Here is a 21,813-nt window from a genome sequence, read left to right on the forward strand (position 1 = left end):
TAAAAATGAAGGAAACAATATATATTGGGGAAACTATCATTGAAGCTATCCCAGCTTCCAGTACTCTGAAGATAGGGAACAGTACCCAAACACTATATGAGTACTCCAATACATCAGATATACAAACCACACAATCAATTGATACCAGTACTTGGACAGAAGGGACGTATGCATATGTATTAAACAATAACGGTACTATTACTATAAATAACATTACAGTAATTGATCCAATGAAATCCGCCGATGAACTATCTTATGCAAAAACGATGGTTAAAGAAATAGATTCAATAATTGAAAATCGTGCTAAGAATGCAACTACACAAATTACTATCAATAACAAAACAATTGTTAATGACAGCATTGATTCGTTGTATAAATTAAGAGCACTATTCGTTGAAAGAATAAATAGATTACAGAAAAAGAATTCATCAGGGATTTTTAAATCAATTACTATTATGAAGAAAGGACGCAACTGATGTTTAATTTTTTCAGGAAGAAACCACAACCACCAGAACAGCCACATGCAAGAAAATTACAAGTACAGAAGATTACTGGACAATTGAAACGTGAAATAGATGCAATACGCCGTCCTATTATCGATTTGGGTATTGGTGGTGTATCAAGTACTAACATCAATCAGGTATTACGTTATGTACTCACACCAGCAAGGAATAAATCACGCGAATTAGCCGTTAACAATCCAGTAGCGAAACGCTATGTAGTTCAGTGTGCCGATGGTGTAACAGGGGCTGATGGTATCACAATCAGACCTACACCAATTTCAGTAAATCCAGATTTAGGGAATGCATTAGAACAGCTTTTCTATACATGGGCGGAAGATCCAGAACAATTCAGTATTAACGGACAACTTACTATTGATTTGTTTCAGCAATTGGTTGAAAAGACCAGAGCGGTAGATGGTGAATGTTTTATCCGTATTCATAAGGATATGAAAGTAGAAATCATTGACGCAGCAAGATTAAGTTCAGCAAAGGTTGGTCTATTACCAGGCGGTTCATTCATCAGTAATAGTATTGAATTCGATCAGTACGGTAAACCACTTGCTTATTATGTATGCCGTTATAACCCTGTAACCTATCTCGTAGATTACAGTACTTATGAACGTATTCCAGCAGATGAAATCATTCACTACTATATTCCAGATTTTGCAGGGCAAGAACGGGGTATACCTGATTTGTTATGTGTTGCAGAGAATCTAAAAGATCTGAGTACTTTCATTGAAGCCGCGTTAATTCAGAAGAAGATTTCAGCGTCAAGTATGGGTTTCATAACGAATACCAATACTGACAGTATGATGATTGATGAGAATACCAGTACTGCAACATACAGTGAATATTACGAACCAGGTGCAATATTTGAATTGAATCCGGGTCAGGATGTTAAAACAATTAATCCTAATAGTGGTGTAGACCAAATTGATACATTCATTAGTGAATTAATGACACAGGTAGCTATGGGATTGAATATATCTAAACAGAATCTAACTATGGATACAAGTAATGCCTCATTTAGTGCAAGTAAACTATCTGACAAGTTACAGCAAAGTACTTTTAAAACACGTTCAAACGTCATGATAACAAAAGTACTTAAACCATTATATCAACGTTGGCTTTCTAATTACATGATGACGATAAATACAATGAAACTACAATTCAGTGAATATACAAACTTATCACAGGCAAGATATATACCAGTTAAACATATTAGTATTGATCCACAACGTGATGCACAGGAAAGACAAACGTATTTGGAAATGGGTGTTATGTCAAAAACTCAAATAATACTAGATATGGGAGGAGAGCCAGAGAAGGTATTCTCAGAAATTAAAAAGGAAAATGAAGAAAATGGAATTCAACAAAACCCAAACCAGGGAGATGAGCATAACAACAGTACAACCTGATGATACTCGTACTGTAATGCTTTCATTTAGTTCTGAATCGCCAGTTACAAGAATTATCAACGGGCAAGAATATAATGAAATATTACTACACGGGCAAGGTAATTGTGATTTAACACGTCTAAACAACTCCGCAGCACTTCTATTCAATCACAATCTTGATCATCAAATTGGTGTTGTCGAGATTGCCAGTATTGATCAAGACAAAGTAGGTCGTGCATTGGTTCGCTTTTCATGTACTGAAAAAGCTGATGAAAAGTACCGTATGGTAATGGAGAAAGTACTAACAAAAGTATCAGTAGGGTATGAAATTTTAGATTTCAGAATCGAAGGACAAGACCTATTAGTAACAAGCTGGATGCCTTATGAGATCAGTATGGTTTCAGTACCAGCAGATGATCTAGTAGGTGTAGGCCGTTCTATAGATGTTTCAGACGAAGAACTATATGCAGAAATATTAAACCGTCCTGAATTACTTGAAATGCTTCAGGGACAAACAGACGAACCACAAGAAGAAGCACAAGCTGAATCAGAATCTGAAAGTACTGATACTGAACAGGAACCAGAGCAAGAACAGGATAGTACTGAATCTGAAAGTACTGAAACCGAACAGGAAGCTGGATCAGAACCAGATTCTGAAATGATAAATAAAACAGAAGAACAAGAACGTATTGCTGAACTTGAGGGAATGGCTCGCGTTTTAAAAGTTGATGTAACAGAAGCAATTACTAAAGGAATTAGTGTTGCAGATTTCAAACGTCAATTAACAAATATTAATAACAATATCAAGGAAGATAATAAAATGGAATTTTCTTTAAAACAATTAATTCGTAGTTTCGTTGACGGAACAGAGATTCAATCAGAAATGGGTGAACGTGGTGCGATCGTACCTGCATCAGCATTACGTGCAGTTAGTTCAACAACTGGTGCATCTCTTATTCAAGAAACTATTAAATATGATAGTTACGTAGATGTACTACGTGCAAATTCAATCTTAGCTAAATTTAACCTAATGGTTATTTCTGGCTTGGAAGGTAACGGTACTTTAAGTATCCCTTACTTGGGTGGTGATTTTACTGATTCATTCGGTTTTGTGAATGAAGATAGTGCAGGTGTAGAAGCTGATCCATCATTTGGTTCTATTGACTTAGTACCTCGTGATTTCACAGGTTCTGTATATCTAACTCATATCATGCAAAAATCTGCATCAGCGGCAGAACGTTTTGTAAGTGATGCAATTCTAAAAGGTTCAGCAAATAAATTAGAAAAATTAGTAATGGCTGAAGTAGTTGCTGAAGCTGGTTCTAATACTGATGTAACAGCGGTTGATTATGATACCGTTATTGATGGTTTAGCAACTCTTGGTACTAACAATGTCTCTGAAGCAAATATTGTTGCTGTTATGTCACCTGCAATGGCTGCACTATGCCGTAAGGTAGTTGTTAAAGGTAACACCAACGCTAAGTTCTTGCTTGAAGGTACTGGTGATAACATGGTATTGGCTGGTTCTACTCCAGTAGTAGTAAGTACTTTAGTAGCTGATGGTGTTGTTGTAATGGGTGATTTCTCTAATATCGTAATCGCTTCATGGGGTGATTTAGAATTAGATTCTGATACTACAACCGCTCGTGCTAAAAAAGGTATGTATGTTCGTACTTGGTCAACTATCGACTTTAAAGTAACACGTCCAGAAGCATTCCATACTATTACTATCACGGCGTAATTAATATGAGTAGAGCATTTACCGAACAACAAGTAACTGCTCTTCTTGATTATTTTGGTGAAACAATAAGTATAAATGGTAGTACTGATATAACAGTAATATTTGAACAAGAACAAATTGTAATCGATGGTGCAGATGGTTTAATTCAAACAGAACAAATGTATTTCAGTACTAAACAAGGTATTGTAAACCTAGAAGATACTTTCACATATAACTATAAAAACTATCAAATCTATGACATATCCGACGATTTATCAGGAATCGTGAATGTCTATTATCGGGAGATCTAAGCATGAATATAATAACAATAAAAAATCATGTTTATGGTCTCCTTTCTTCTGGTGGTCTGGTTATACGTGAACCACTAAAACAACAAGAAGATGGAAGTTATGCATTATTAATTACTAACATTACAGAACAACGACAGGATAACTTTAGCAAGATTCAGAATGCACAATGTCAAATGGATATTTCATGTACATCTAAATCTGCTACGGATTGCCTTACTATAATGAATCAGGTTGTGAATATTGTAAATCAACCATTCGTGATTGAAGGTTTGAATGTATCGAGTAACAGTATTATTAGCAGTACTGAAGATATAGATCCAGTTAGTGGCATAAATACAATCATGTTAACAGTACAAATAAATTACATAACAAGGACGTGATTATATGTCAGGAATATTTTTAGGGAACAGAACAAAGATTTTTTACAATCCAGATGCAGGTAATACGACAGTAAACAGTGTTGGATATGTAGAAATTGATCTCTTGGCGTCGTTTCCACAAGTAACAATCAGCAGCGACAATACCAGTATTGAAACCTATCAGGACGAATACACACAGATCATATCTGGAAGTTTGAATATCAATACTGTATCTATCGTTGTTCACTATGTACCAGATAATTTATCACATCAGTACTTACTAGATAGGTTCAGTGATGGTGAAAAATTTCAAATTAAAATTAGTCTATATGAATCTGATGAATCCCTTGATCAACACTACATTATTCTCGGTGGGTATTGTACTGCCTATTCAGATTCAAGTGATCAGAATGCAGTGTTTGACCGTACATACACATTCACAGCAGAAGATGTAGTAAGCAGGGGTACAGCACAAGACCAGCCTAATCTTTCATGGGGTGATTTTGGTATCGGTGCAGACGGTTTAACAGTACCTCATTACGAGAGTTCTACACCAAGCGGAAACAGCCTTATCAAAGTACCAGCACTACAGGAACAGAATCCCCTTGGTGTTGATATGTACGGTACTGCATGGGTTGATGGTACTGATACTCTGAAACTTGCAGGTAATGCACAGGGTACACCACACCTTTATGTACAGAATAGTGATACAGACTGGACGAAGATCCCAGAGCAATCAGAAATTAATGCTACATTCACACCGATGACACGCAAAGTGAATGGATATGATTTAAGTACTGATATTGTACTAAGTAAATCAGATGTAGGACTATCCACAGTAACAGATGATCCACAACTTAAAATAGCGAGTAACTTATCTGACTTGGATTCTGTATCAACAGCAAGAGCTAATTTAAATGTATACAGTAAGACAGAAACCGATAATTCATATGTAACAAAAACATTAACTATTAATGGGCATGATTTAAATACTGATATTGTACTAAGTAAATCAGATGTAGGACTATCCACAGTAACAGATGATGCACAACTTAAAATAGCAAGTAATCTCTCCGATTTAAATGATACTGCAACAGCAAGAACTAATCTTGATGTGTATTCAAAAGAAGAAACAGACAGTACCTATGTAGCAATAGCAAACAATCTGTCTGATATAGATGCAACAGAAGCCAGAACTAACTTAGAAGTACTATCAAGTACTGAAAGTGATGCCAAATATGCACAATTAGGTATTAACAGCGATATTACAGATTTAACCGCTTTAAGTGGAAGTCTTGAATTAGGTGCTGATGCACAAAGTGATTATGACGCTGTTACATTACGTCAATTACAATCAGCAATTTCAGCAGGTGGTTCAGGTGGCCCAAGTCTTAACGGAGTAATGAACAATCAGATCGGTGCTGTAAGCTGGTTTGTGGGTACTCGTGCAACTATGTGGTCAGGTTGTTTGCCAGCAGATGGACAGCTTTTAAACCGTGCTGATTATCCTGATGTGTGGAGTGCTATCAGTAACGGATTACTAAGTTCAACTACTGATGCTACATGGACTGGTTCAGCAACTGAAAGAGCAAAATACTCTACAGGTGATGGTTCTACTACTTTCCGTATGCCAGACCTAAACGGGGCGTACAGTGGTTCTTATGTAGCCCCTGTATTACGTGGTGATGGTTCTGGTACTTACACAGTAGGTCAGATGCAACAAAACGCCGCACCTAATATTACAGGTGTAATAAGACAAGTTGCAGAAGATGCAGGTCTATATGAACAAAATGGACAAACAGGTGCTTTTTATCCAGATACCACGAGAGCACAATATTGGAACTTATTTTCATTAACTAAGTCTGGGACTGGGGGAGCATTCCCAAGTCGTATCGGTATTGATGCGTCACGTTCCAGTGCAGTATATGGACGTGACAATACGACAGAAATTCGTATGAATGCTGCTATTGGTATTTGGGTTATACGTGTTAAAGGTTCTTTCTCAGCAGTAGGTACAAACTTTAATGTTATTAACGCTGATACTACAGCACCAAGTACAGGAACAGTTGTATATGGTGGTGATTTAATCAGTAAGTATCAGGTTGGTGGTGCTGATTATTCAGCAGTAAAAATACGTGCTAAAACCACAATAGATGGTGACATAGTACCTGAACTTGTTGTAATTGATTCTCGTGGTACGAGCACTACACAAACTTCATCAGAAATACCCTTATTGAATAAAGCTAATGTATGGACTACATCAAATCAATTTAACCAAAGTTTAGAAATTGGGATCGCAAGTCAGGTTTATACACCATATATAGATTTTCATTCATCAGGTAATGGATATGATTATGATTGTAGAATTATATCATCAGGTGGTAGTTCTTCAGCAAGTGGTAAAGGTACATTACAGATTTATGGCGGAACAATACAAACTAACACTGGTTCTATATTAACAATTACAGGTGATGGAAGTACAACAGCCCCAACTGGTGCAGGTGATTCGGCAAGAATGATTTATGCAGGTGCAGATTCGGCAAGTTTTACTAGTACTTGTAATATTAACCTTGCTAGTTGGTATGGTATTGGATTTTTATCAAGTTATACTAGTCCCTCTAATGGTGTAGTTGCTGGGCAATGTGCAGCATTTATTAATACACGTCTTGGTAACTTTTATGCACGTAATGCTGTATATGCAAATACTACTGCATTAACATCCGATCGCAATGCAAAAGAAAATATAGTAGAGATCGATGATGCATTAAGTTTATTATCACAGTTGAAAACATATACATTCAATTATAAAAACAGTGGTGCAGCCTCAGCCGGTCTAATTGCACAAGAAGTACAGGAAGTATTTCCAGATTTTGTTACGAAATTAGATGATATCGAATACCTAAGTTTAGATTATAACGCAATACTTGGTTATGTATATCGCGGCGTAGTTCAATTAAATGATGAGCGTCTTGCTATGAAAGCAAAATTAGATGCAATTGAATCATTCTTAGAAAGCAAATTCCCTGGTGAGTATCCAACGGAACAATAAATAATATTAGTATAAACACAGTGCGGTACAGGAAGTACCGCCAAATTATAAAAAGGAATTAAATATGGCAATGGATATTTTCTCTGGTGCTAACATTCAAGTACAGATTGGTACAGCAGGTTCAACCGAAGCAACTGATTTTGTAGAAGTACCTGAAGTTGCAAGTTTTACAACAAGTGGTGCGGAAAGTACCGTCATTACTGTTAAATCTTTCAACTCAGCATATGACCGTAAACTATTGGGTACTAAAAATGTTCCCGACATTACACTAACTGTAAACTATCTTCCAGATGATGCAGTACATCAACAATTAGAAACCGCAGCAGAAAACCAATCACGTATTCAGGTTAAATTATCTTATTTTACTGATGCAACTAAAACAGAAGGTTTCAGTGTTACCTATAACTGCTTTGTTAGTAAAAGTACAATTGCAGGTGATAAAGATCAGGTAATCACAAAAGATTTCACACTTGGTATTGATGGTGGTGCAGTAGCTACAGCCGTGATTACAGCGGGTGCATAATATGAATAAGCAAGAACTATTAAAAGCACTTAAACCTGAAACACGTAAAGTACAGCTTGATGTAGATATGGATCTTTTCATTCGTCTACCTACACTTCAAAACATGCAGAAATGCCAAGATGCAGTATCTAATATTCTGTACTGCATATGTGATGAAAATGCAGTACTCGTATTTGAAGAAAAAGACTTGGATTTAATAGATTCAAAGTACTTATCACAGATGAATGAACAGATTATTGCATTCATCAATGAAATGTTCGATATTGAAAACACAATTGAAGAACATATTGAAAAAAAGTAAGAAGCAATAACCATGTACGCTTTTGTTTAAGGCAGATGATTAGATCGGGAGAAATACCAGATGAACCTGATCTATTCGATGCCTTATATGTATTTGATACATTCATTGAACCTACTTCGGCACATATTCAACAATTACGCTTTGCCGTATTGTGTGATTTGATTCTGAAATCATCCGGTAATGTTAGTGAAAGTGCTTTTAAAAATGCAAGTTATGAAGATTGGGATTTTTACAACATTCTTAAATCAAAAGAAGAAAAACAAAAAGATAAGAAGAAAAGCGAAATAGAAGCTTTCAAGAAATTTATGGGTGGTAAGTAATGGCACAACCAAATCAACAATTAGTATTCAATATCACTGGTAATTCACAGGGATTAGTACAGGCATTAAATCAGGGTTCAAATGCATTACAACAATTCGGAAGGAATTCCGGTGGTATATTTCAAACTTTTGGTAATGGTATTAGTGGTATTACTGGCAGATTAACAATGCTTACTACTGGTATTGGTGGTATGGCAACTGCCGCTGCATCATCAGCAGTTGCTATCGCTAGTTTAGTTGCAAGTAGTAATGAATATGTAAAGACATTAAATGATCTAAGCAAACTTTCTGGTATGTCTGTAGAAGAACTACAGAAAATGGATAAGGCGTTTTATACAAGTGGGTTAAATATTGATCAAATTGCAAACGCTAACAAGGATGCATTAGATAAATGGGGTGATGCGTATCGTAATGGCGGGGGTATTTCTGATGATGCTAAGGAATTAGGTTTAAACCTTAACAACTATGCCAAAAACCTTAACTTGGTAGATGGTGGACTTAGAAATATTATCCAAAGTTATTACGAGTTACAGAAGCTAGGTAAAACACGTTCTGAAATCGTTAACTTTCTTGAATCACAAGGTAGTGATGTTTCTGCATTGATACCAGTACTTCAACAGTTTAAAGATGCCAATGAAGCATTGAATTATGTACAAAGTCAAACAGCAAATATAACGAATGACAGTGCAGCAGCCTATCAAGAATTTGATAAGAATATGGCAACTTTAGAAACCAATCTTAAACAACTTCAGGCTGAAGGTTTTAACCCATTAATCAAAGCAACTAATGATTTATTTTCAGCATTTGAGCAAAAACCAGATTTAAGTACTTTTGACACAGTATATTCAAAATTAAATGCACTACAGAAAGTAACGTCTTTCTTTTCTGGTTTTTCATTAGACAGTATATCACAAGGGATTATTGATAAATCTGATAAAAACTTAACCAATAAGAACACACCTACAGTTAATACCTTACCAACACAAGCAGCAACAGTAACACCAAGTGGTGGCTTTGTAGATAAAGATGCAGAAGCAGCAAAGGCCAAAGCAGCCGCTGATAAAGCAGCAGCCGCAGCCAAGGCAGCAGAACAGAAACGCATTCAAGCACAACAACAACTTAACGCTGTACTTGGAAACATGGGTGATACAGCCGTTGCCGCACAGCTTGCTAAGTTCGATTACCAGCAAAATGAAATGGAACGCAAGATCCGTGAAAGTGCTAAAACACTTGGCCTAAGTGAAGCAGACACTACTAAGTACTTAGAAGCACAATACAAGTCACGTTCTCGTGCTTTCAGTGAAATGGTTGACCAGATGGTTTCAGAAAGTGATCCAGAGAAGCTAAAAGCTAATCTTGATGCTATCGGGAACAGATTAAATCCAAAACAAACACAGAAGGTACTTAAAGATCAGTCAGACCGTGTTTCATCAGCAACTGGTGTTAACAATAGTGATAACCCATTCAGCCAGGAATATGCAGACAGTATCAAAGAACAGCAAAGTACTTTGAAGGATTCATATACTAATGAACTTGGATTACTTGAAGATCTGAACCGTAAAAAACTAATCAGTGTTGAACAGTACAATCAGAAGAAATCAGCTTATGAAAGTGCATACCAACGTAAGACATTAGAACTAGAAAGCCAAACACAGATTGCCCAAATGGGTATGATTAGTACAGCAACCAGTGATATGGCTACCATGATGGCGGGTGCATTCGGTGAATCATCCGGTGCAGCACAGGCTTTCTTTGCGTTAAGTAAGGGTGTTGCCGTAGCAACCAGTATTATCAAGATTCAACAAGCCTTGTCCGAGGCGTTGGCTACACCATTCCCGGCAAACATTGCTATGTATGCACAGGTATTGTCTTTAGGTGCTGGAATTATAAGTACTATCAAAGGTACTAACATTCAGGGACAGGCACACGACGGTATAGACAGTATTCCAAATGAGGGTACATGGAACCTTGCGAAAGGTGAACGTGTTCTATCAAATCCACAAGCTAAGAAGTTGGATAATTACCTAGATAAAAACCAGAATGCAAGTACTCAACCAACACAACAAACAGTGATAAACGCCCCTCTAGTTGTACAGGGTGGTTCTTCAAAAGATGATGCACAATTCCAGGCAATGCTAAAGAAACACGCAAACAATGTTAATCAGGCAGTAAGACAATCACAACAACGAAATACATAACACATAATAAAAGGGGCTATATGCCCCTTACTTATTTCATAAATACAATAACACGGAGGTACTAAATGAGTGTATTCACAAATAATATAAAACTATCTGATGTTCAGGTAACATCTAATGAACCAATTTTTTCAAATCAATCATGGACGGGTGTTATTCATACTAGAAGTACTGGCATTCAGTACTACACAATACAATTTACAATGCAATTCGAGAAGAAGTACTTGCAAGAGTACAATGCATTCATTGCACAATATTCACAAGGTGCACCATTCAATTTGTCTCTTGGATTCTATGGTAACTATCTTGGCACACAAACAAAATCAATTCAGGCTACAGCAGCCAGTGCAAAAGGTGCGTACCAAATTCTAGTCGCATCAGGTTATACCGTAGAAGTTGGTACTTTGATTCAGTTCAGTAACCATAAAAAGATTTATCGAGTAATTTCCAATTCCAACAATGTACTCAGTATATTTCCAAATCTACGCCAGAATGTAGTTATTGGTGAAATCATTAAGTACAAAGGTATTGAAGGGCAATTTATGTTGAATAATGATAACGATTACAGTTTAAACGTTGGTAATGCCATGAGTATTCAACTTAAAGCAACAGAATATTTACAATAACGGAGTATCTACAATAATGACTACATACACAAATGCAAGCCTATTGCAGTACTACAACATGCACAGGGGAACTAATAAAACCAGTCTGACATTACCAGAAGTGGTATCAGTTGGTTGTACTGTAATAGCCGTTGATGTAATGCCAAAATCAATCACACCATTGCACTGGAATGATGGATTTACAGATATATCAATAAATGGTGTTCAGTACATTTCATATCCCGGATTTATGGATAATGGTTTTCCTAATATTACAGAACAAAAAAACATAACCAATGATGGTATAACTTTTACACTATCAGGTATTGAACAGGACAATATGGTACTTGCCCTTGATGGTGCATATCAGAACGCAAAAGTGAATTTTATGTTGGTGATACTTAATCCAGCAGATAATTCAGTACTTGAATATCAAACAATGTATTCTGGTTATGTCGATTATGTTTCAGCAAGTGCAAACAATCAGCATGATTCAATCAAGAACGAATTAGAAATTAACATTAATAGTATTTGGAAGAAGTTAGATAATGATCCTAAAACTTTAGCTGCAAATTCAGTACATCAATCTATGCATCCAGGTGATAATTTCTTTTCCTTATTGGGTATCCTACATGCAGAGCAAACATGGAAGTATAAATCATGATAGGACTAATTAATATATTAAATGAAGCATTGGATAATCCATATGAGATTGGTAAGAATGATTGTAATTTGATAGTACTCAAATGGATTGATCTATTTTGTGGTGCTGACTATATGAGCACTGCCAATATTGGATATGACAATGTAAAAGATGGATTAAAACTATTTCAGTCAATTGGATTTACTGGAATTGAAGAATTAATAAAACAACACGCAGATGAAGTAACATCACCAATATTAGGTGATATATGGGTAGCAAGTACTGGTCTTAATGTAACAGTATTTCAGCACAATGCATATATTGCAGTACTTGAAGATCATACGGGGTTTTATATGAACAAAGAAGCCATTACGGAAGATGGTAAGTATTACAGACTAAGGAAGGTAACAAAATGGGGAAGGGTGGATTCAGTAGCATTCTAAGTGCCGTAGTAATGGCGGTTGCCGTGGCAGCGAGCGTATACACTGGTGGTGCATCTTTAGCGGCAGCGGCAGCATGGGGAGCCGCTGCCGGTGCAGCGAGTTACATCGCTACAAGTCAAATGATGGCATCAATATCAGGGATGCAAACATCAGATAGTGCAACAACATTATCACGAACGACAGCCCCACAAAGTGGATTACCTATTGTATATGGGGGGCAAGCACCAGATTTTAGTCCTTGGGATAATTCTTGTTATATCAAAGTGGGTTCTATTGTCCCCTGGTATAATGTACAGAATAATAACAGTCAGTATTTATATACTGCACATGCATTATGTATGGGGCCAATACCTCAATTTATTAGTCAATTATATTTTGACGATGAACCAGTACTTGATTTCCCAATTGAGGCAGAAGGAATTGTAGATAGTAGTAAGATTAAAGAAAAGTACCGTCCTTACTTACAATTAGAAGTCTATTTTGGTAATTCATATTCTGGCACTTCCAGCCTTGCTACACAATATGCAGGAAGTCAATGGAATAGTACTTTTCACGGTAACAATATTGTACAGGTTCATACTGTAATCAAGAAAACACAGGATTCATTAGAGAATAGTATTCTTGTTAATGATAACTATGTTCTTACAGCAGAAATAAAAGGTCGCTTGATTTATGATTTAACCGATGGTGTTACTAGAGCGTCAAGTAATCCACCAAGTCAGATATATGATTTCATCACTAATACCGAATATGGTATGGGTATTGATCCATCAGTGATAGATTTAAATTCCTTTAGTTCAATTGCACAGTACTGTCAACAATATGAGTATTATTCTAACGGTGCAATTGATTATCAGAAATCGAATAAATCAAATATTGAAAGTATTCTTCAGTCATTTGGTGGTGTACTGTACGTTCATGCAGGTAAGATGTATTTAACTCTGGATGTAGCTAGTACAAGTGTAGCCTCATTCAATGAAGATACCATATTTAGTGAAGTGACCTATGCAACAAGCGGTATGACTGATTACTTTAACGCCGTTGATGCAACATATACGAATGTGGATAATTCATATTCAAGTGATGTGTTACGTATACCGAGTGATATTACTTCAGATGAAGTTATTCAGAGTGATGGACGTATTATCGTAACTGATCTGGATTTTTCATGGATTTACGATAAAGACAAAGTAGCAGAACTTGCTAACAAAGAATTGCTTAAATCAAAATACTTACTTAATACCTTAGCATTTACAACAGATTCTGGCTGGGATCTTAAACCTTGGGATGTTATAACAGTTAGCTTTTCAGAATATGGACTATCTAACAAGAAGTTTCGTGTTTTAACAAAAGAAATCGTAATGACACAAGACGGGATCGGAATGGTGAACCTTACCTGTGTTGAATATTCAGATGGTGTATATAACGGTACTGATCCGGGTGTATGGAGTGTTACTGGTAGTATTGCTAAAGCAGTAAGTGTACAACCACCAAAGAACCTTTCTGTAACACGTAAGGGTACAACCAACAACGGACTAACAGTTGTAATGGATTGGGACGCATCGATAGATCCTAACCTTCTTGGTTATTACACATACTATAGACAAACTGGAAGTACTACATGGTTAGTTGCAGATCAAACGAGTAAGTACGTTACAGAGTATGAACTATATGGACTTAACCAAAGTACCCAATATGATTTTGCCGTTGCTGCATATAACAATCTTGGTTTTGTATCAGACAAGGTAAGTCAAACAGGTATAGTACCAGATTATAATTTCACAATGCCTGAAATCAGTAATCTACATTTGGTTAACTATGATTCGAACTATGGGACAACACAAACAGAACAGACAGATTTTATTATCGGGTGGAATGCACCAACAGGTAATGTTAATGGTAAACCTTTCAGTTCTTACTTTAAACAGTACGAAATTGTTGTAAGGGATTCACAGGGTACACAATTAAACAGTTATTACACTACAAGTACTACATGGACGTATACGTATGCTATGAATCAGAATGATGGTTTAAGCCGTCAACGAATATTTGGGATTATTGTACATGGTCAGTCTGCAAGTGATTATTCAAGTGAGGTAACACTAACTGTCAGTAACCCACAAGCACCATTAATACAGAATCTTCAAATGTATTCGGCTATAGGTCAAATAGCGTTCACATACGATTCAGACAACTTCCCTGATGATTTTGCAGGTGTATTATTTCAGATTAGTTCTAGTTCTGATTTTACAATAGGTGTTAATAATTTTACTACTACTCAGTACTATACCTATTTTGCAAGCATTGATGATGGACAATATTATGCAAGGGCGGCAATTTATGATTTATTTGGTATGGATAATCTTAAGTGGTCAACTATCACACCATTTAATCAAAAAACGTCAGTGCCTTATAGTCAATTAAATGATGATGTTGTAGACGGGATTCTGTCAAGTTCTGAATTCAATACTGTAAAAGAACAAATTATAGATGAGGCAGGGTATACGGGCTGGACAGTATCTGTTAACAATAACAACTATGTTAGCGGTATTGCACTTGCTAACAGTGGTACAGAAAGTACTTTCACAGTAGTTGCAGATCGTTTCAGTGTAATTGATTCGGCAACAGCCAGTTCAAGTAATAAGGTATATCCTTTTGTAGTTCAAGGAAGTGTTACATACATCAATGGGGCAATTATACAATCGGCAAGTATTGGTAGTGCTGCTATTGGTACTGGTGTTATTAACAATGCACATATAGCTGATGCAAGTATAAGTACTGCCAAGATACAGGATGCAAGTATAAGTACTGCCAAAATCGCCAACACTATACAAAGTACTAACTATGTAGCTAATAGTACTGGTTGGCAGATAAATAAATCAGGGAACTTTTATATTAACGGAACTACATCAGGTACTGGAAGAATGTCTATCAGTAATAATCAGATTAACATTTATGATGGTAGTGGTGTGTTACGTGTCAGATTAGGATTATGGTAATGAGTAGTGGTTTACAATGTTGGGATTCATCAGGTCGGCTAATTGTCGATCTTGGTGATTATTTTATTAGGTATGTGGGTACACAGAGTATTACATGTGGCAGTGGTGCAACGTCATGGTCATTTTCATATTCAGGAATGACCACATCAGGCTGGATTGTCACTATTGTCAGTACTGCATACTGGCAAGATTATGCTGTTAAATGTTATGACGGTGGTTTTCGTGTTTTCTATCTACCAACTGCACATGGATTCAGTGATACCTTATCAGTAGAAATTTACAGATATGAGTGAGGATTTATGGCAGCAGGAATAGAAATATATAATTCAGCAGGGAAGTTAATTATTGACAGTAATAATAAACATACAGTTGTTAGTACTCTTAAGAATGTTACAACCGTGACAGATACGGGTTATTACGTGTTATCAACAAATTTTGGTAATGGTAGTAATCTTGGTTTTCTTCCATATCAGTTTTTACCCGAAGGTATGCTTAGATGGGGGCAATTAAATTCAGGGCAGTGGTGTTTTCCAGGTGCATCAATGTGGGCGGCAAACAGTGGACGTTTCATGATAAGTGATAAGAGCGGTGCAATTACTTCCGGTTATCTGGATGTGTATAACAGCTCAGGTACGTTGATATGGTCTGCCACAAGTGCTGGTAGTATGCCCCGTATAGTTGATTTCATGGAGATCCCAGCAGGTACTAACTTGCAGGGTGCAACCTACAGTAAAACACTTTCGTACAATCCTTGGTTCTTACAAAACAGTTGCCCAGGTAATTTATCAGATGATGGTGAAGTAACTGGTTACAGTGGTGTTTGTCTTAAATGGACTGGTACACAATTACAGGCAACATATATATGTAGTAACCAAACAGCATATACCAGTACTCCACTATACACATACGGCCTCAAGATACCACTTGCAGTATTTACAGGGTATTAATAGATAAATACTAGAAGAATAATAATAAAGGTATTAATAATGGAATGGATAATTGCACTTGTTGCAGGTGTTTTACTACCTATTTGCTTCTTTCTATATACTACTATTCGTGATCGTCGAAGGGATATGATCATAAATGAAAACAGGTTTGCCAGTATTGAAAGTCGTTTGACATTACAAGAACAAAAACTTGAAATTATGGTTAAAGATATTCACAAAATAGAAAAAGTACTATCAGAAATGACAGAAATGAAAATTAGCATTGCAAAGATAATTACAATTCTCGAAGAAAGAAACAAATAATCATTAGGGGAGCACGAAGCTCCCCTTTTTATAAATAGAACTATGGAAGGTTCTATATAAGGAATAATACAAATGGATTTGAAAGAACAACTAAAAGAATATGAAGGTACTAAACAATATCAGGCAAAGCTAGGGTACTTTCGCAATGGTAAATTCTGGACATATAAAGACAGTCTTGGTTATAGCACTATTGGTTATGGTCATTTAGTACTACATGGTGAAGACTTCAGTAATGGATTAACAGAAGAAGAAGCAGATAAATTACTAGAAATTGATATTCACAAAGCACAAACCCAGGCCGCTACCCTTGAACTAAATTTACCGAAGGATTCACGCTGGAATGATTTCATTGTGATGATGGTATTCCAATTGGGTATTGGTGGTACTCGCAAGTTCAAGAAATTTCTAGCGGCATTGAAAGCAGGTAACTATGCTACAGCCATTATCGAGGTTAAAGACAGTAACTGGTACAGACAAACACCAAAACGTGTTGATTCGATGATTGCCTATGTAGTTCGGGGGTAATCAAATGATATGGAACATATTTTACCCTGATGAATTCACTATTGATGATGTATACGAAAACGCAGCATTTGTGTATATGATCCAGTTCACTAACACTAATGAATATTATTTTGGTGTAAAGCAGGTGTATAAAGCCTTGAAGGATGTTAGTAAATTAACTCATGAAACAAGAGAAAGTAACTGGTTTGAGTACTTAAGTAGTTCCAAAAGTGTGAAAGAACGAATTCAGGCTGGTGAACCATTTCGTAAAACCATTCTATGGATGTTCCCGACACTACAACAGGCAAGTAATCTTGAGACAGCATTGATTAGTATATTTGGTACACATCCATTGAATATTAATCAAGCGATTATGACAAAGCAGAGACTGAAGAAAGATAACGGTTATCAGTTTTCAGTACTTCAACGGATTATGGGAGATCTATCATGAATGGTTGGCAGGGAACGACACCACAACAGGCCGGACAAATGTTAGTTAAGGATGGAACTACGTACATCAATAACATGCAAAAAGAGATAACAAACCGTGCAAGAGCGTTAAGCAAACAATTACAGGAACAGTTAAATACAAGTATAGAAGGTGGCCCGGTAGCATTTACCAAACGTACTATATTCTTTAACTTCATTCAAAACAGTAATGGTACAAGAACAAACCAGATTATAGTACGTTCAAGCCAATTGAAGTACTTACAATCGATTATTTTTGAACAGTCGAGTGAAACCAAGTTTGTACCTACTGATAATGCACGTTTGAACAAGCAAGGAAACATTGTTGGCCTAAAAGCAGGTTTAAACAGTAAGCGTTATGTGGTTGTTGAGCAGAAAGGTAAAAAGTACTTAATTGATACAACCAAGAAGCAGAAGAAAGGTAAACAGAGTAAACGTATTGTAGCAGTACGAGAAACAAAGAAACGTAAGATGATTTTTGATTTCTTTGAGAATGCTGAAAAAGGTGCTCGTTTGATACTAAACAATGTTAATGGACAATTTAAATTTACTAAGGGGTAATTATGAATACTAATGAAGGTCAGCATTATGATCAGGAAGAAACAGATATGATTCTTTTTGCAGGAAGTAAACCATTTATGAATTCACTTCAGTACAATGTATGTTTTATTGATTCTAAGTTCAATCCAGATTTTTTGGCAGGTGATTGTATGAATATTGCTTTTCAACTTGGTAAAGAACCAGATGTTCGAAAAGGTCATATTGTTGATTGGTCATATGATGGACAGGTACAGAAAGTAAAGATACTTGATTCTGCTATGCTTTACGTTAAAGGAATAAGAACACGTACTTATATAGTACAATTTTTAGAAAAGGATGAGGATGATGTTTTCATTAGCGACAATAATCGAATTGATTAAAACTGGATTTGGATTCTTCCAGAAAAAACAAGAGTCAAAAGACGAGTTAGAAGCTCAGAATAGTCATGAACAAAATGAGATAACACTTGAAGAAACACGTAAAGGTTTTACATGGCGGCAAATGTTGGGATATGTATTAACCTTCATCGTATTTTATAACTATGTTGTGATACCTATCTTTGCCTTGATGGGTTTAGTACTTCCAGCGATACCACTTGATGAAGTCTGGAAAGTACTTATAATCTTGATTGGTGGTGGTAGCTAACATAGGATGAATGATGAGTCTCATCAAAAATGATCTGAAACATATGATATTAATAATTAAAAAAATATACGCGAAGTACTTATTTTTTAGATTGATAATGTTATTGTTCAGTATTCTATTATGCATTTTGATTATTTTTCATAATTATGCTTCATCCGTTACCGATTGGCTTTCAGCAATCAGTGATATGGTTATGGCTTTTGCGGCAATCGCTGCGTACTTTGAAGCAAAGAACTTTTTAAACAAAAAGATTGCATCAACTGCTTATGATAAAGCATCAGATCTTGTTATATTCAAATATAAAGAAGTTATGGATCTTTTAACCAAGGCACATACTGAGTTGAGTTTTTATCTCTTTGCTATCCAGAATAATGTAAGTGATGACCTATTCAATAGAATTGAAAAAGATAAATTTGTTGACCTTGAAGTAATTACGCCAATGATACGAGCAATATGTGATATAAAAACTCATTTGGATAAGTTGGGGTGGGTATATAATGATGAAGCATTGCGTTTACATCATTCTTTAGTGTTGAATATGTCAAGTCTCCAACTATTGCAAATAAGTTGCTATGGTTCTATTTTGAGTGTATTAGAATGTATAAAAAAAGATGAATCTACAAACTTTAGTAGAAAGTTGCTTTTGAATAACTTACATGATATGCGTGATAAATATAATGACTTGCTTTTGGGGTTTAATTCTTTTAATGAGTTGGATAAGAGAGTTATTGATTATTTTGATATAGAAGAATAATGATCCATTATAGTATATCTAAAAAACACCCGTTTAAACGGGTGTTTTTTTATTCACATTCCCAAACAGTATTCTGTACACCAGAACCAGATGGTAGATTTGGATTCATATTAGCACTATGCACGTACTTGGCTTTTGATTTTCCATATTGTTGACATGCTGCATTTGCTGTTTTTTGTAGACTATCTAAACCGTACCAACCATCAGACTGAATACTTACTGTTTTACCATCATTGTATTGAACAGCAGCACATCCAGTTATCATCAGTGGTATAGCCAATAAAAGTATTATTCTCATCACTAAATACCCGTACATTAACTTATACGGGTATTACTTTATGGGAAAATTAACAAAAAAGGAAACAAAACTACATCAGCAGGTATTGGATTTAGTACATTCAGATAGACAGCTCACATTTGAAGAAAAAGAATTTATATTAAACAACTACGCAGGGGATGCAGTAGGTGCTACGGGTGCATTCTTTACGCCTGAATGGTTGGGATGGGATTTCACGATAGATAGTTACTGTACTGGAAGGTGTCTGGAACTTTGTGCTGGAATAGGGAGGTTATCATTCTGCCAGTACACCAGATGTAAGCCAGAACACATAACGTGTGTTGAATTGAATCCAGAGTACGTACAGATAGGCAAGAGAGTACTTCCAGAGGCAGAGTGGATCACTGGTGATGCTCTCACATACGCCTCAGAGCAACGCTACGACATTGTTTATGGCAATCCACCATTCGGTAAGATTAATACCTCAGAAGCTGTTACAGGCTCTTACAGTGGTTCTGAATTCGAATACAAGGTCATAACCAAAGGGGCAGAGTTTGCAGATTATGGAGTCTGGATTGTTCCCCAGGGTTCAGCAGGTTTTGTGTACAGTGGTGTTCGATGCTATGAGAGAAAGGAATCACCGAAGTACAAGAAGTTTGTTAAAGACACTGGCTGGACGTTCGAAGCAGGGTGTGGCATTGATACTTCAATCTATAAGGATGAATGGCATGGTACAAGCGTGATTTGTGAGGTGGTAACGGTTGAGTACAGTCACGATAATGAATAACGTGACTGTACTAGAAAATCAAAAGTATTTCTTAAGCAGGTCAGCAATACCTGTTTGAGTATTATCACCAATCACCATATCAGCACAGGCTTTAAGTTCTTCTACTGAATTCCCCATAGCCACACCAATACCGGCACTTTGCAACATACTCAGATCATTATGGTTATCGCCAAAAGCAATCACCTGGTTCATTGATAAACCCTGAGATTCAACCCATTGTGCCAGCCGTTTTCCTTTGCTGTTTCCAGCCTGGGCGATATCAACTTGATCATGCCATGACCATTCACAGGCAAGGCCAAGTTCACGTTCAACAACCTGAGTGAAGTTATTTAATTTTTCTACGTCAGTATCAGTAAGGGCAAATTTCCAGATTGAATCTACTTCATGAGCGGCTTCACGTAGTGAATTTACATGCCTGAAAACAGGGCGTTGTGATTCGGGTAATGATTTTGCCCAATTTTCAGTACGGATAATATGCCCCGTAGGTTCTTTATAGAACATGGCATCATCGGCATACATCAAGCTATGAACATCGTAATGATCAAGTAGGTCAACCAACTGTTTAGCTTGCTCAGATTGAAGGGGATCAGAAGCAATAACCTTCTTCTCTTGGTAGTTGTACAGCAACGTACCATTACAACAGATGGCAGGTGTATCAAGGTTCAGAGCCTGATAAAAAGGATGGATAGCAACAAAATGCCGTCCAGTGACTATAACAACTTTTGCACCAGCCTTTCGTGCATGTTGAAGTGCTATAAGTGATTCTGGAAGAATGGTTTTTTCTGGTGTTAATAGAGTACCATCAAGATCGAGGGCTATAACTTTATAGTTCATATAGTGTTTTTGCTTAAGATTTGGACGTTATACAGATAGTACACGGCTTTGCTGCTACGACGAAAATTTTTGAGCACTGGTACAACGGTTGAACAGACTTAGTGCATGTGATGAATTTGTTTGTTTACTTTGGCCGTTATTCAAATAAGTGCCATTACAGCAGATGGCAGGTGTATCCAGGCGCAGAGCCTGATAAAAAGGATGTATAGCGACGTGATGGCGCCCCGTCACAATCAAAACCTGGTAACCTGCCTGTTTTGCTTTTTGCAGTGCAGCAAGGGATTCAGGCAAGATGGTTTTTTGTGGCGTCAGTAAAGTGCCATCTAAATCAAGTGCAATAACACGATAAGTCATTTAAGGTTCCATTACGAAAGGGTCTGGTT

The 21,813-nt window shown here is 36.4% G+C and carries 25 protein-coding genes and 1 pseudogene; 23 read left to right on the forward strand and 3 right to left on the reverse strand.

Features of this window, described 5'->3' with window-relative positions; translation table 11 throughout:
* Positions 1 to 5: 5 nt before the first annotated feature.
* The 22 genes from DES37_RS20085 (at position 6) to DES37_RS20190 (ending at position 19,532) form a co-directional block, all read left to right on the forward strand.
* Positions 6 to 476 carry a hypothetical protein gene (locus tag DES37_RS20085; protein WP_110027528.1) on the forward strand — a complete coding sequence of 157 codons (471 nt, stop codon included), beginning with the start codon at positions 6 to 8 and terminating at the stop codon, positions 474 to 476.
* Positions 476 to 1,921, forward strand: coding sequence for a phage portal protein (locus DES37_RS20090; protein ID WP_110027529.1), 1,446 nt, complete (start codon positions 476 to 478; stop codon positions 1,919 to 1,921). Before DES37_RS20085 ends, DES37_RS20090 begins: the two co-directional genes overlap by 1 nt.
* Positions 1,866 to 3,641, forward strand: a complete 1,776-nt coding sequence (locus DES37_RS20095; RefSeq protein WP_170123799.1) for a phage major capsid family protein — start codon at positions 1,866 to 1,868, stop codon at positions 3,639 to 3,641. The genes DES37_RS20090 and DES37_RS20095 overlap by 56 nt, the downstream gene beginning before the upstream one ends.
* A gap of 5 nt (positions 3,642 to 3,646) precedes the next feature.
* A complete protein-coding gene (locus DES37_RS20100; RefSeq protein ID WP_110027533.1) occupies positions 3,647 to 3,931 on the forward strand; it encodes a hypothetical protein in 285 nt (94 codons plus the stop codon).
* 2 nt (positions 3,932 to 3,933) lie between these two features.
* Entirely contained in the window at positions 3,934 to 4,311 is a 378-nt protein-coding gene (locus DES37_RS20105; protein WP_110027535.1) for a hypothetical protein, read from the forward strand.
* Positions 4,312 to 4,315: 4 nt separating this feature from the next.
* Entirely contained in the window at positions 4,316 to 7,339 is a 3,024-nt protein-coding gene (locus DES37_RS20110; protein WP_110027536.1) for a tail fiber domain-containing protein, read from the forward strand.
* A 64-nt stretch (positions 7,340 to 7,403) separates the two neighbouring features.
* Complete coding sequence (locus tag DES37_RS20115) at positions 7,404 to 7,862, forward strand: phage tail tube protein (protein WP_110027538.1); 459 nt, start codon at positions 7,404 to 7,406, stop codon at positions 7,860 to 7,862.
* Position 7,863: 1 nt separating this feature from the next.
* Complete coding sequence (locus DES37_RS20120; RefSeq protein WP_110027540.1) at positions 7,864 to 8,163, forward strand: hypothetical protein; 300 nt, start codon at positions 7,864 to 7,866, stop codon at positions 8,161 to 8,163.
* Between the two features lie 35 nt (positions 8,164 to 8,198).
* The gene (locus DES37_RS20125) at positions 8,199 to 8,483 is read left to right on the forward strand and encodes a hypothetical protein (RefSeq protein ID WP_110027542.1); all 285 of its coding nucleotides are present in this window, start codon (positions 8,199 to 8,201) and stop codon (positions 8,481 to 8,483) included.
* Positions 8,483 to 10,681, forward strand: coding sequence for a hypothetical protein (locus tag DES37_RS20130; protein ID WP_110027544.1), 2,199 nt, complete (start codon positions 8,483 to 8,485; stop codon positions 10,679 to 10,681). The genes DES37_RS20125 and DES37_RS20130 overlap by 1 nt, the downstream gene beginning before the upstream one ends.
* A gap of 65 nt (positions 10,682 to 10,746) precedes the next feature.
* Positions 10,747 to 11,307 (forward strand): hypothetical protein, encoded by a 561-nt coding sequence (locus DES37_RS20135; protein WP_146211540.1) that lies wholly within the window; start codon positions 10,747 to 10,749, stop codon positions 11,305 to 11,307.
* A 16-nt stretch (positions 11,308 to 11,323) separates the two neighbouring features.
* On the forward strand, positions 11,324 to 11,950 hold the full coding sequence (locus DES37_RS20140) for a DUF2163 domain-containing protein (protein WP_146211541.1): 627 nt from the start codon (positions 11,324 to 11,326) through the stop codon (positions 11,948 to 11,950).
* On the forward strand, positions 11,947 to 12,372 hold the full coding sequence (locus DES37_RS20145) for a DUF6950 family protein (RefSeq protein WP_110027549.1): 426 nt from the start codon (positions 11,947 to 11,949) through the stop codon (positions 12,370 to 12,372). The genes DES37_RS20140 and DES37_RS20145 overlap by 4 nt, the downstream gene beginning before the upstream one ends.
* A gap of 23 nt (positions 12,373 to 12,395) precedes the next feature.
* Positions 12,396 to 15,371 carry a phage tail tip fiber protein gene (locus tag DES37_RS20150; RefSeq protein ID WP_170123800.1) on the forward strand — a complete coding sequence of 992 codons (2,976 nt, stop codon included), beginning with the start codon at positions 12,396 to 12,398 and terminating at the stop codon, positions 15,369 to 15,371.
* Between the two features lie 299 nt (positions 15,372 to 15,670).
* The gene (locus DES37_RS20155; RefSeq protein ID WP_110027552.1) at positions 15,671 to 16,318 is read left to right on the forward strand and encodes a hypothetical protein; all 648 of its coding nucleotides are present in this window, start codon (positions 15,671 to 15,673) and stop codon (positions 16,316 to 16,318) included.
* Positions 16,319 to 16,357: 39 nt separating this feature from the next.
* Positions 16,358 to 16,621, forward strand: coding sequence for a hypothetical protein (locus DES37_RS20160; protein ID WP_110027554.1), 264 nt, complete (start codon positions 16,358 to 16,360; stop codon positions 16,619 to 16,621).
* A 72-nt stretch (positions 16,622 to 16,693) separates the two neighbouring features.
* Positions 16,694 to 17,146 (forward strand): glycoside hydrolase family protein, encoded by a 453-nt coding sequence (locus tag DES37_RS20165; RefSeq protein ID WP_110027555.1) that lies wholly within the window; start codon positions 16,694 to 16,696, stop codon positions 17,144 to 17,146.
* 4 nt (positions 17,147 to 17,150) lie between these two features.
* Positions 17,151 to 17,576 carry a GIY-YIG nuclease family protein gene (locus tag DES37_RS20170; protein WP_110027557.1) on the forward strand — a complete coding sequence of 142 codons (426 nt, stop codon included), beginning with the start codon at positions 17,151 to 17,153 and terminating at the stop codon, positions 17,574 to 17,576.
* On the forward strand, positions 17,573 to 18,154 hold the full coding sequence (locus DES37_RS20175) for a hypothetical protein (RefSeq protein ID WP_110027559.1): 582 nt from the start codon (positions 17,573 to 17,575) through the stop codon (positions 18,152 to 18,154). Before DES37_RS20170 ends, DES37_RS20175 begins: the two co-directional genes overlap by 4 nt.
* Positions 18,155 to 18,156: 2 nt before the next feature.
* On the forward strand, positions 18,157 to 18,513 hold the full coding sequence (locus DES37_RS20180; protein ID WP_110027560.1) for a hypothetical protein: 357 nt from the start codon (positions 18,157 to 18,159) through the stop codon (positions 18,511 to 18,513).
* Entirely contained in the window at positions 18,476 to 18,778 is a 303-nt protein-coding gene (locus DES37_RS20185) for a hypothetical protein (RefSeq protein WP_245930144.1), read from the forward strand. Before DES37_RS20180 ends, DES37_RS20185 begins: the two co-directional genes overlap by 38 nt.
* Before the next feature lie 187 nt (positions 18,779 to 18,965).
* Positions 18,966 to 19,532, forward strand: a complete 567-nt coding sequence (locus DES37_RS20190) for a hypothetical protein (RefSeq protein WP_146211542.1) — start codon at positions 18,966 to 18,968, stop codon at positions 19,530 to 19,532.
* A 49-nt stretch (positions 19,533 to 19,581) separates the two neighbouring features.
* Here the strand turns inward: DES37_RS20190 and DES37_RS20195 are convergent, their stop codons facing one another.
* Positions 19,582 to 19,830 (reverse strand): hypothetical protein, encoded by a 249-nt coding sequence (locus tag DES37_RS20195; protein WP_245930146.1) that lies wholly within the window; start codon positions 19,828 to 19,830, stop codon positions 19,582 to 19,584.
* A 40-nt stretch (positions 19,831 to 19,870) separates the two neighbouring features.
* On the opposite strand from DES37_RS20195, the gene DES37_RS20200 reads away from it, so the two are divergent.
* Positions 19,871 to 20,596, forward strand: coding sequence for a class I SAM-dependent methyltransferase (locus DES37_RS20200; protein ID WP_110027565.1), 726 nt, complete (start codon positions 19,871 to 19,873; stop codon positions 20,594 to 20,596).
* An 18-nt stretch (positions 20,597 to 20,614) separates the two neighbouring features.
* Here DES37_RS20200 and DES37_RS20205 read toward each other — a convergent pair whose 3' ends face one another.
* Positions 20,615 to 21,430 (reverse strand): pyridoxal phosphatase, encoded by an 816-nt coding sequence (locus DES37_RS20205; protein WP_110027566.1) that lies wholly within the window; start codon positions 21,428 to 21,430, stop codon positions 20,615 to 20,617.
* Between the two features lie 99 nt (positions 21,431 to 21,529).
* Positions 21,530 to 21,784: pseudogene (locus DES37_RS20210) on the reverse strand (HAD-IIB family hydrolase); the annotation flags it as partial.
* Positions 21,785 to 21,813: the final 29 nt, after the last annotated feature.

This window comes from Mangrovibacter plantisponsor (assembly GCF_003182475.1).
Classification (GTDB): domain Bacteria; phylum Pseudomonadota; class Gammaproteobacteria; order Enterobacterales; family Enterobacteriaceae; genus Mangrovibacter; species Mangrovibacter plantisponsor.

Bases quoted from the DNA above. Each gene is read 5' to 3' on its own strand.
- DES37_RS20085 (WP_110027528.1), top strand. From the start codon at position 6: ATGAAGGAAACAATATATATTGGGGAAACTATCATTGAAGCTATCCCA.
- DES37_RS20090 (WP_110027529.1), top strand. From the start codon at position 476: ATGTTTAATTTTTTCAGGAAGAAACCACAACCACCAGAACAGCCACAT.
- DES37_RS20095 (WP_170123799.1), top strand. From the start codon at position 1,866: ATGGAATTCAACAAAACCCAAACCAGGGAGATGAGCATAACAACAGTA.
- DES37_RS20100 (WP_110027533.1), top strand. From the start codon at position 3,647: ATGAGTAGAGCATTTACCGAACAACAAGTAACTGCTCTTCTTGATTAT.
- DES37_RS20105 (WP_110027535.1), top strand. From the start codon at position 3,934: ATGAATATAATAACAATAAAAAATCATGTTTATGGTCTCCTTTCTTCT.
- DES37_RS20110 (WP_110027536.1), top strand. From the start codon at position 4,316: ATGTCAGGAATATTTTTAGGGAACAGAACAAAGATTTTTTACAATCCA.
- DES37_RS20115 (WP_110027538.1), top strand. From the start codon at position 7,404: ATGGCAATGGATATTTTCTCTGGTGCTAACATTCAAGTACAGATTGGT.
- DES37_RS20120 (WP_110027540.1), top strand. From the start codon at position 7,864: ATGAATAAGCAAGAACTATTAAAAGCACTTAAACCTGAAACACGTAAA.
- DES37_RS20125 (WP_110027542.1), top strand. From the start codon at position 8,199: ATGATTAGATCGGGAGAAATACCAGATGAACCTGATCTATTCGATGCC.
- DES37_RS20130 (WP_110027544.1), top strand. From the start codon at position 8,483: ATGGCACAACCAAATCAACAATTAGTATTCAATATCACTGGTAATTCA.
- DES37_RS20135 (WP_146211540.1), top strand. From the start codon at position 10,747: ATGAGTGTATTCACAAATAATATAAAACTATCTGATGTTCAGGTAACA.
- DES37_RS20140 (WP_146211541.1), top strand. From the start codon at position 11,324: ATGACTACATACACAAATGCAAGCCTATTGCAGTACTACAACATGCAC.
- DES37_RS20145 (WP_110027549.1), top strand. From the start codon at position 11,947: ATGATAGGACTAATTAATATATTAAATGAAGCATTGGATAATCCATAT.
- DES37_RS20155 (WP_110027552.1), top strand. From the start codon at position 15,671: ATGGCAGCAGGAATAGAAATATATAATTCAGCAGGGAAGTTAATTATT.
- DES37_RS20160 (WP_110027554.1), top strand. From the start codon at position 16,358: ATGGAATGGATAATTGCACTTGTTGCAGGTGTTTTACTACCTATTTGC.
- DES37_RS20165 (WP_110027555.1), top strand. From the start codon at position 16,694: ATGGATTTGAAAGAACAACTAAAAGAATATGAAGGTACTAAACAATAT.
- DES37_RS20170 (WP_110027557.1), top strand. From the start codon at position 17,151: ATGATATGGAACATATTTTACCCTGATGAATTCACTATTGATGATGTA.
- DES37_RS20175 (WP_110027559.1), top strand. From the start codon at position 17,573: ATGAATGGTTGGCAGGGAACGACACCACAACAGGCCGGACAAATGTTA.
- DES37_RS20180 (WP_110027560.1), top strand. From the start codon at position 18,157: ATGAATACTAATGAAGGTCAGCATTATGATCAGGAAGAAACAGATATG.
- DES37_RS20185 (WP_245930144.1), top strand. From the start codon at position 18,476: ATGATGTTTTCATTAGCGACAATAATCGAATTGATTAAAACTGGATTT.
- DES37_RS20190 (WP_146211542.1), top strand. From the start codon at position 18,966: ATGGTTATGGCTTTTGCGGCAATCGCTGCGTACTTTGAAGCAAAGAAC.
- DES37_RS20195 (WP_245930146.1), bottom strand. From the start codon at position 19,830: ATGAGAATAATACTTTTATTGGCTATACCACTGATGATAACTGGATGT.
- DES37_RS20200 (WP_110027565.1), top strand. From the start codon at position 19,871: ATGGGAAAATTAACAAAAAAGGAAACAAAACTACATCAGCAGGTATTG.
- DES37_RS20205 (WP_110027566.1), bottom strand. From the start codon at position 21,430: ATGAACTATAAAGTTATAGCCCTCGATCTTGATGGTACTCTATTAACA.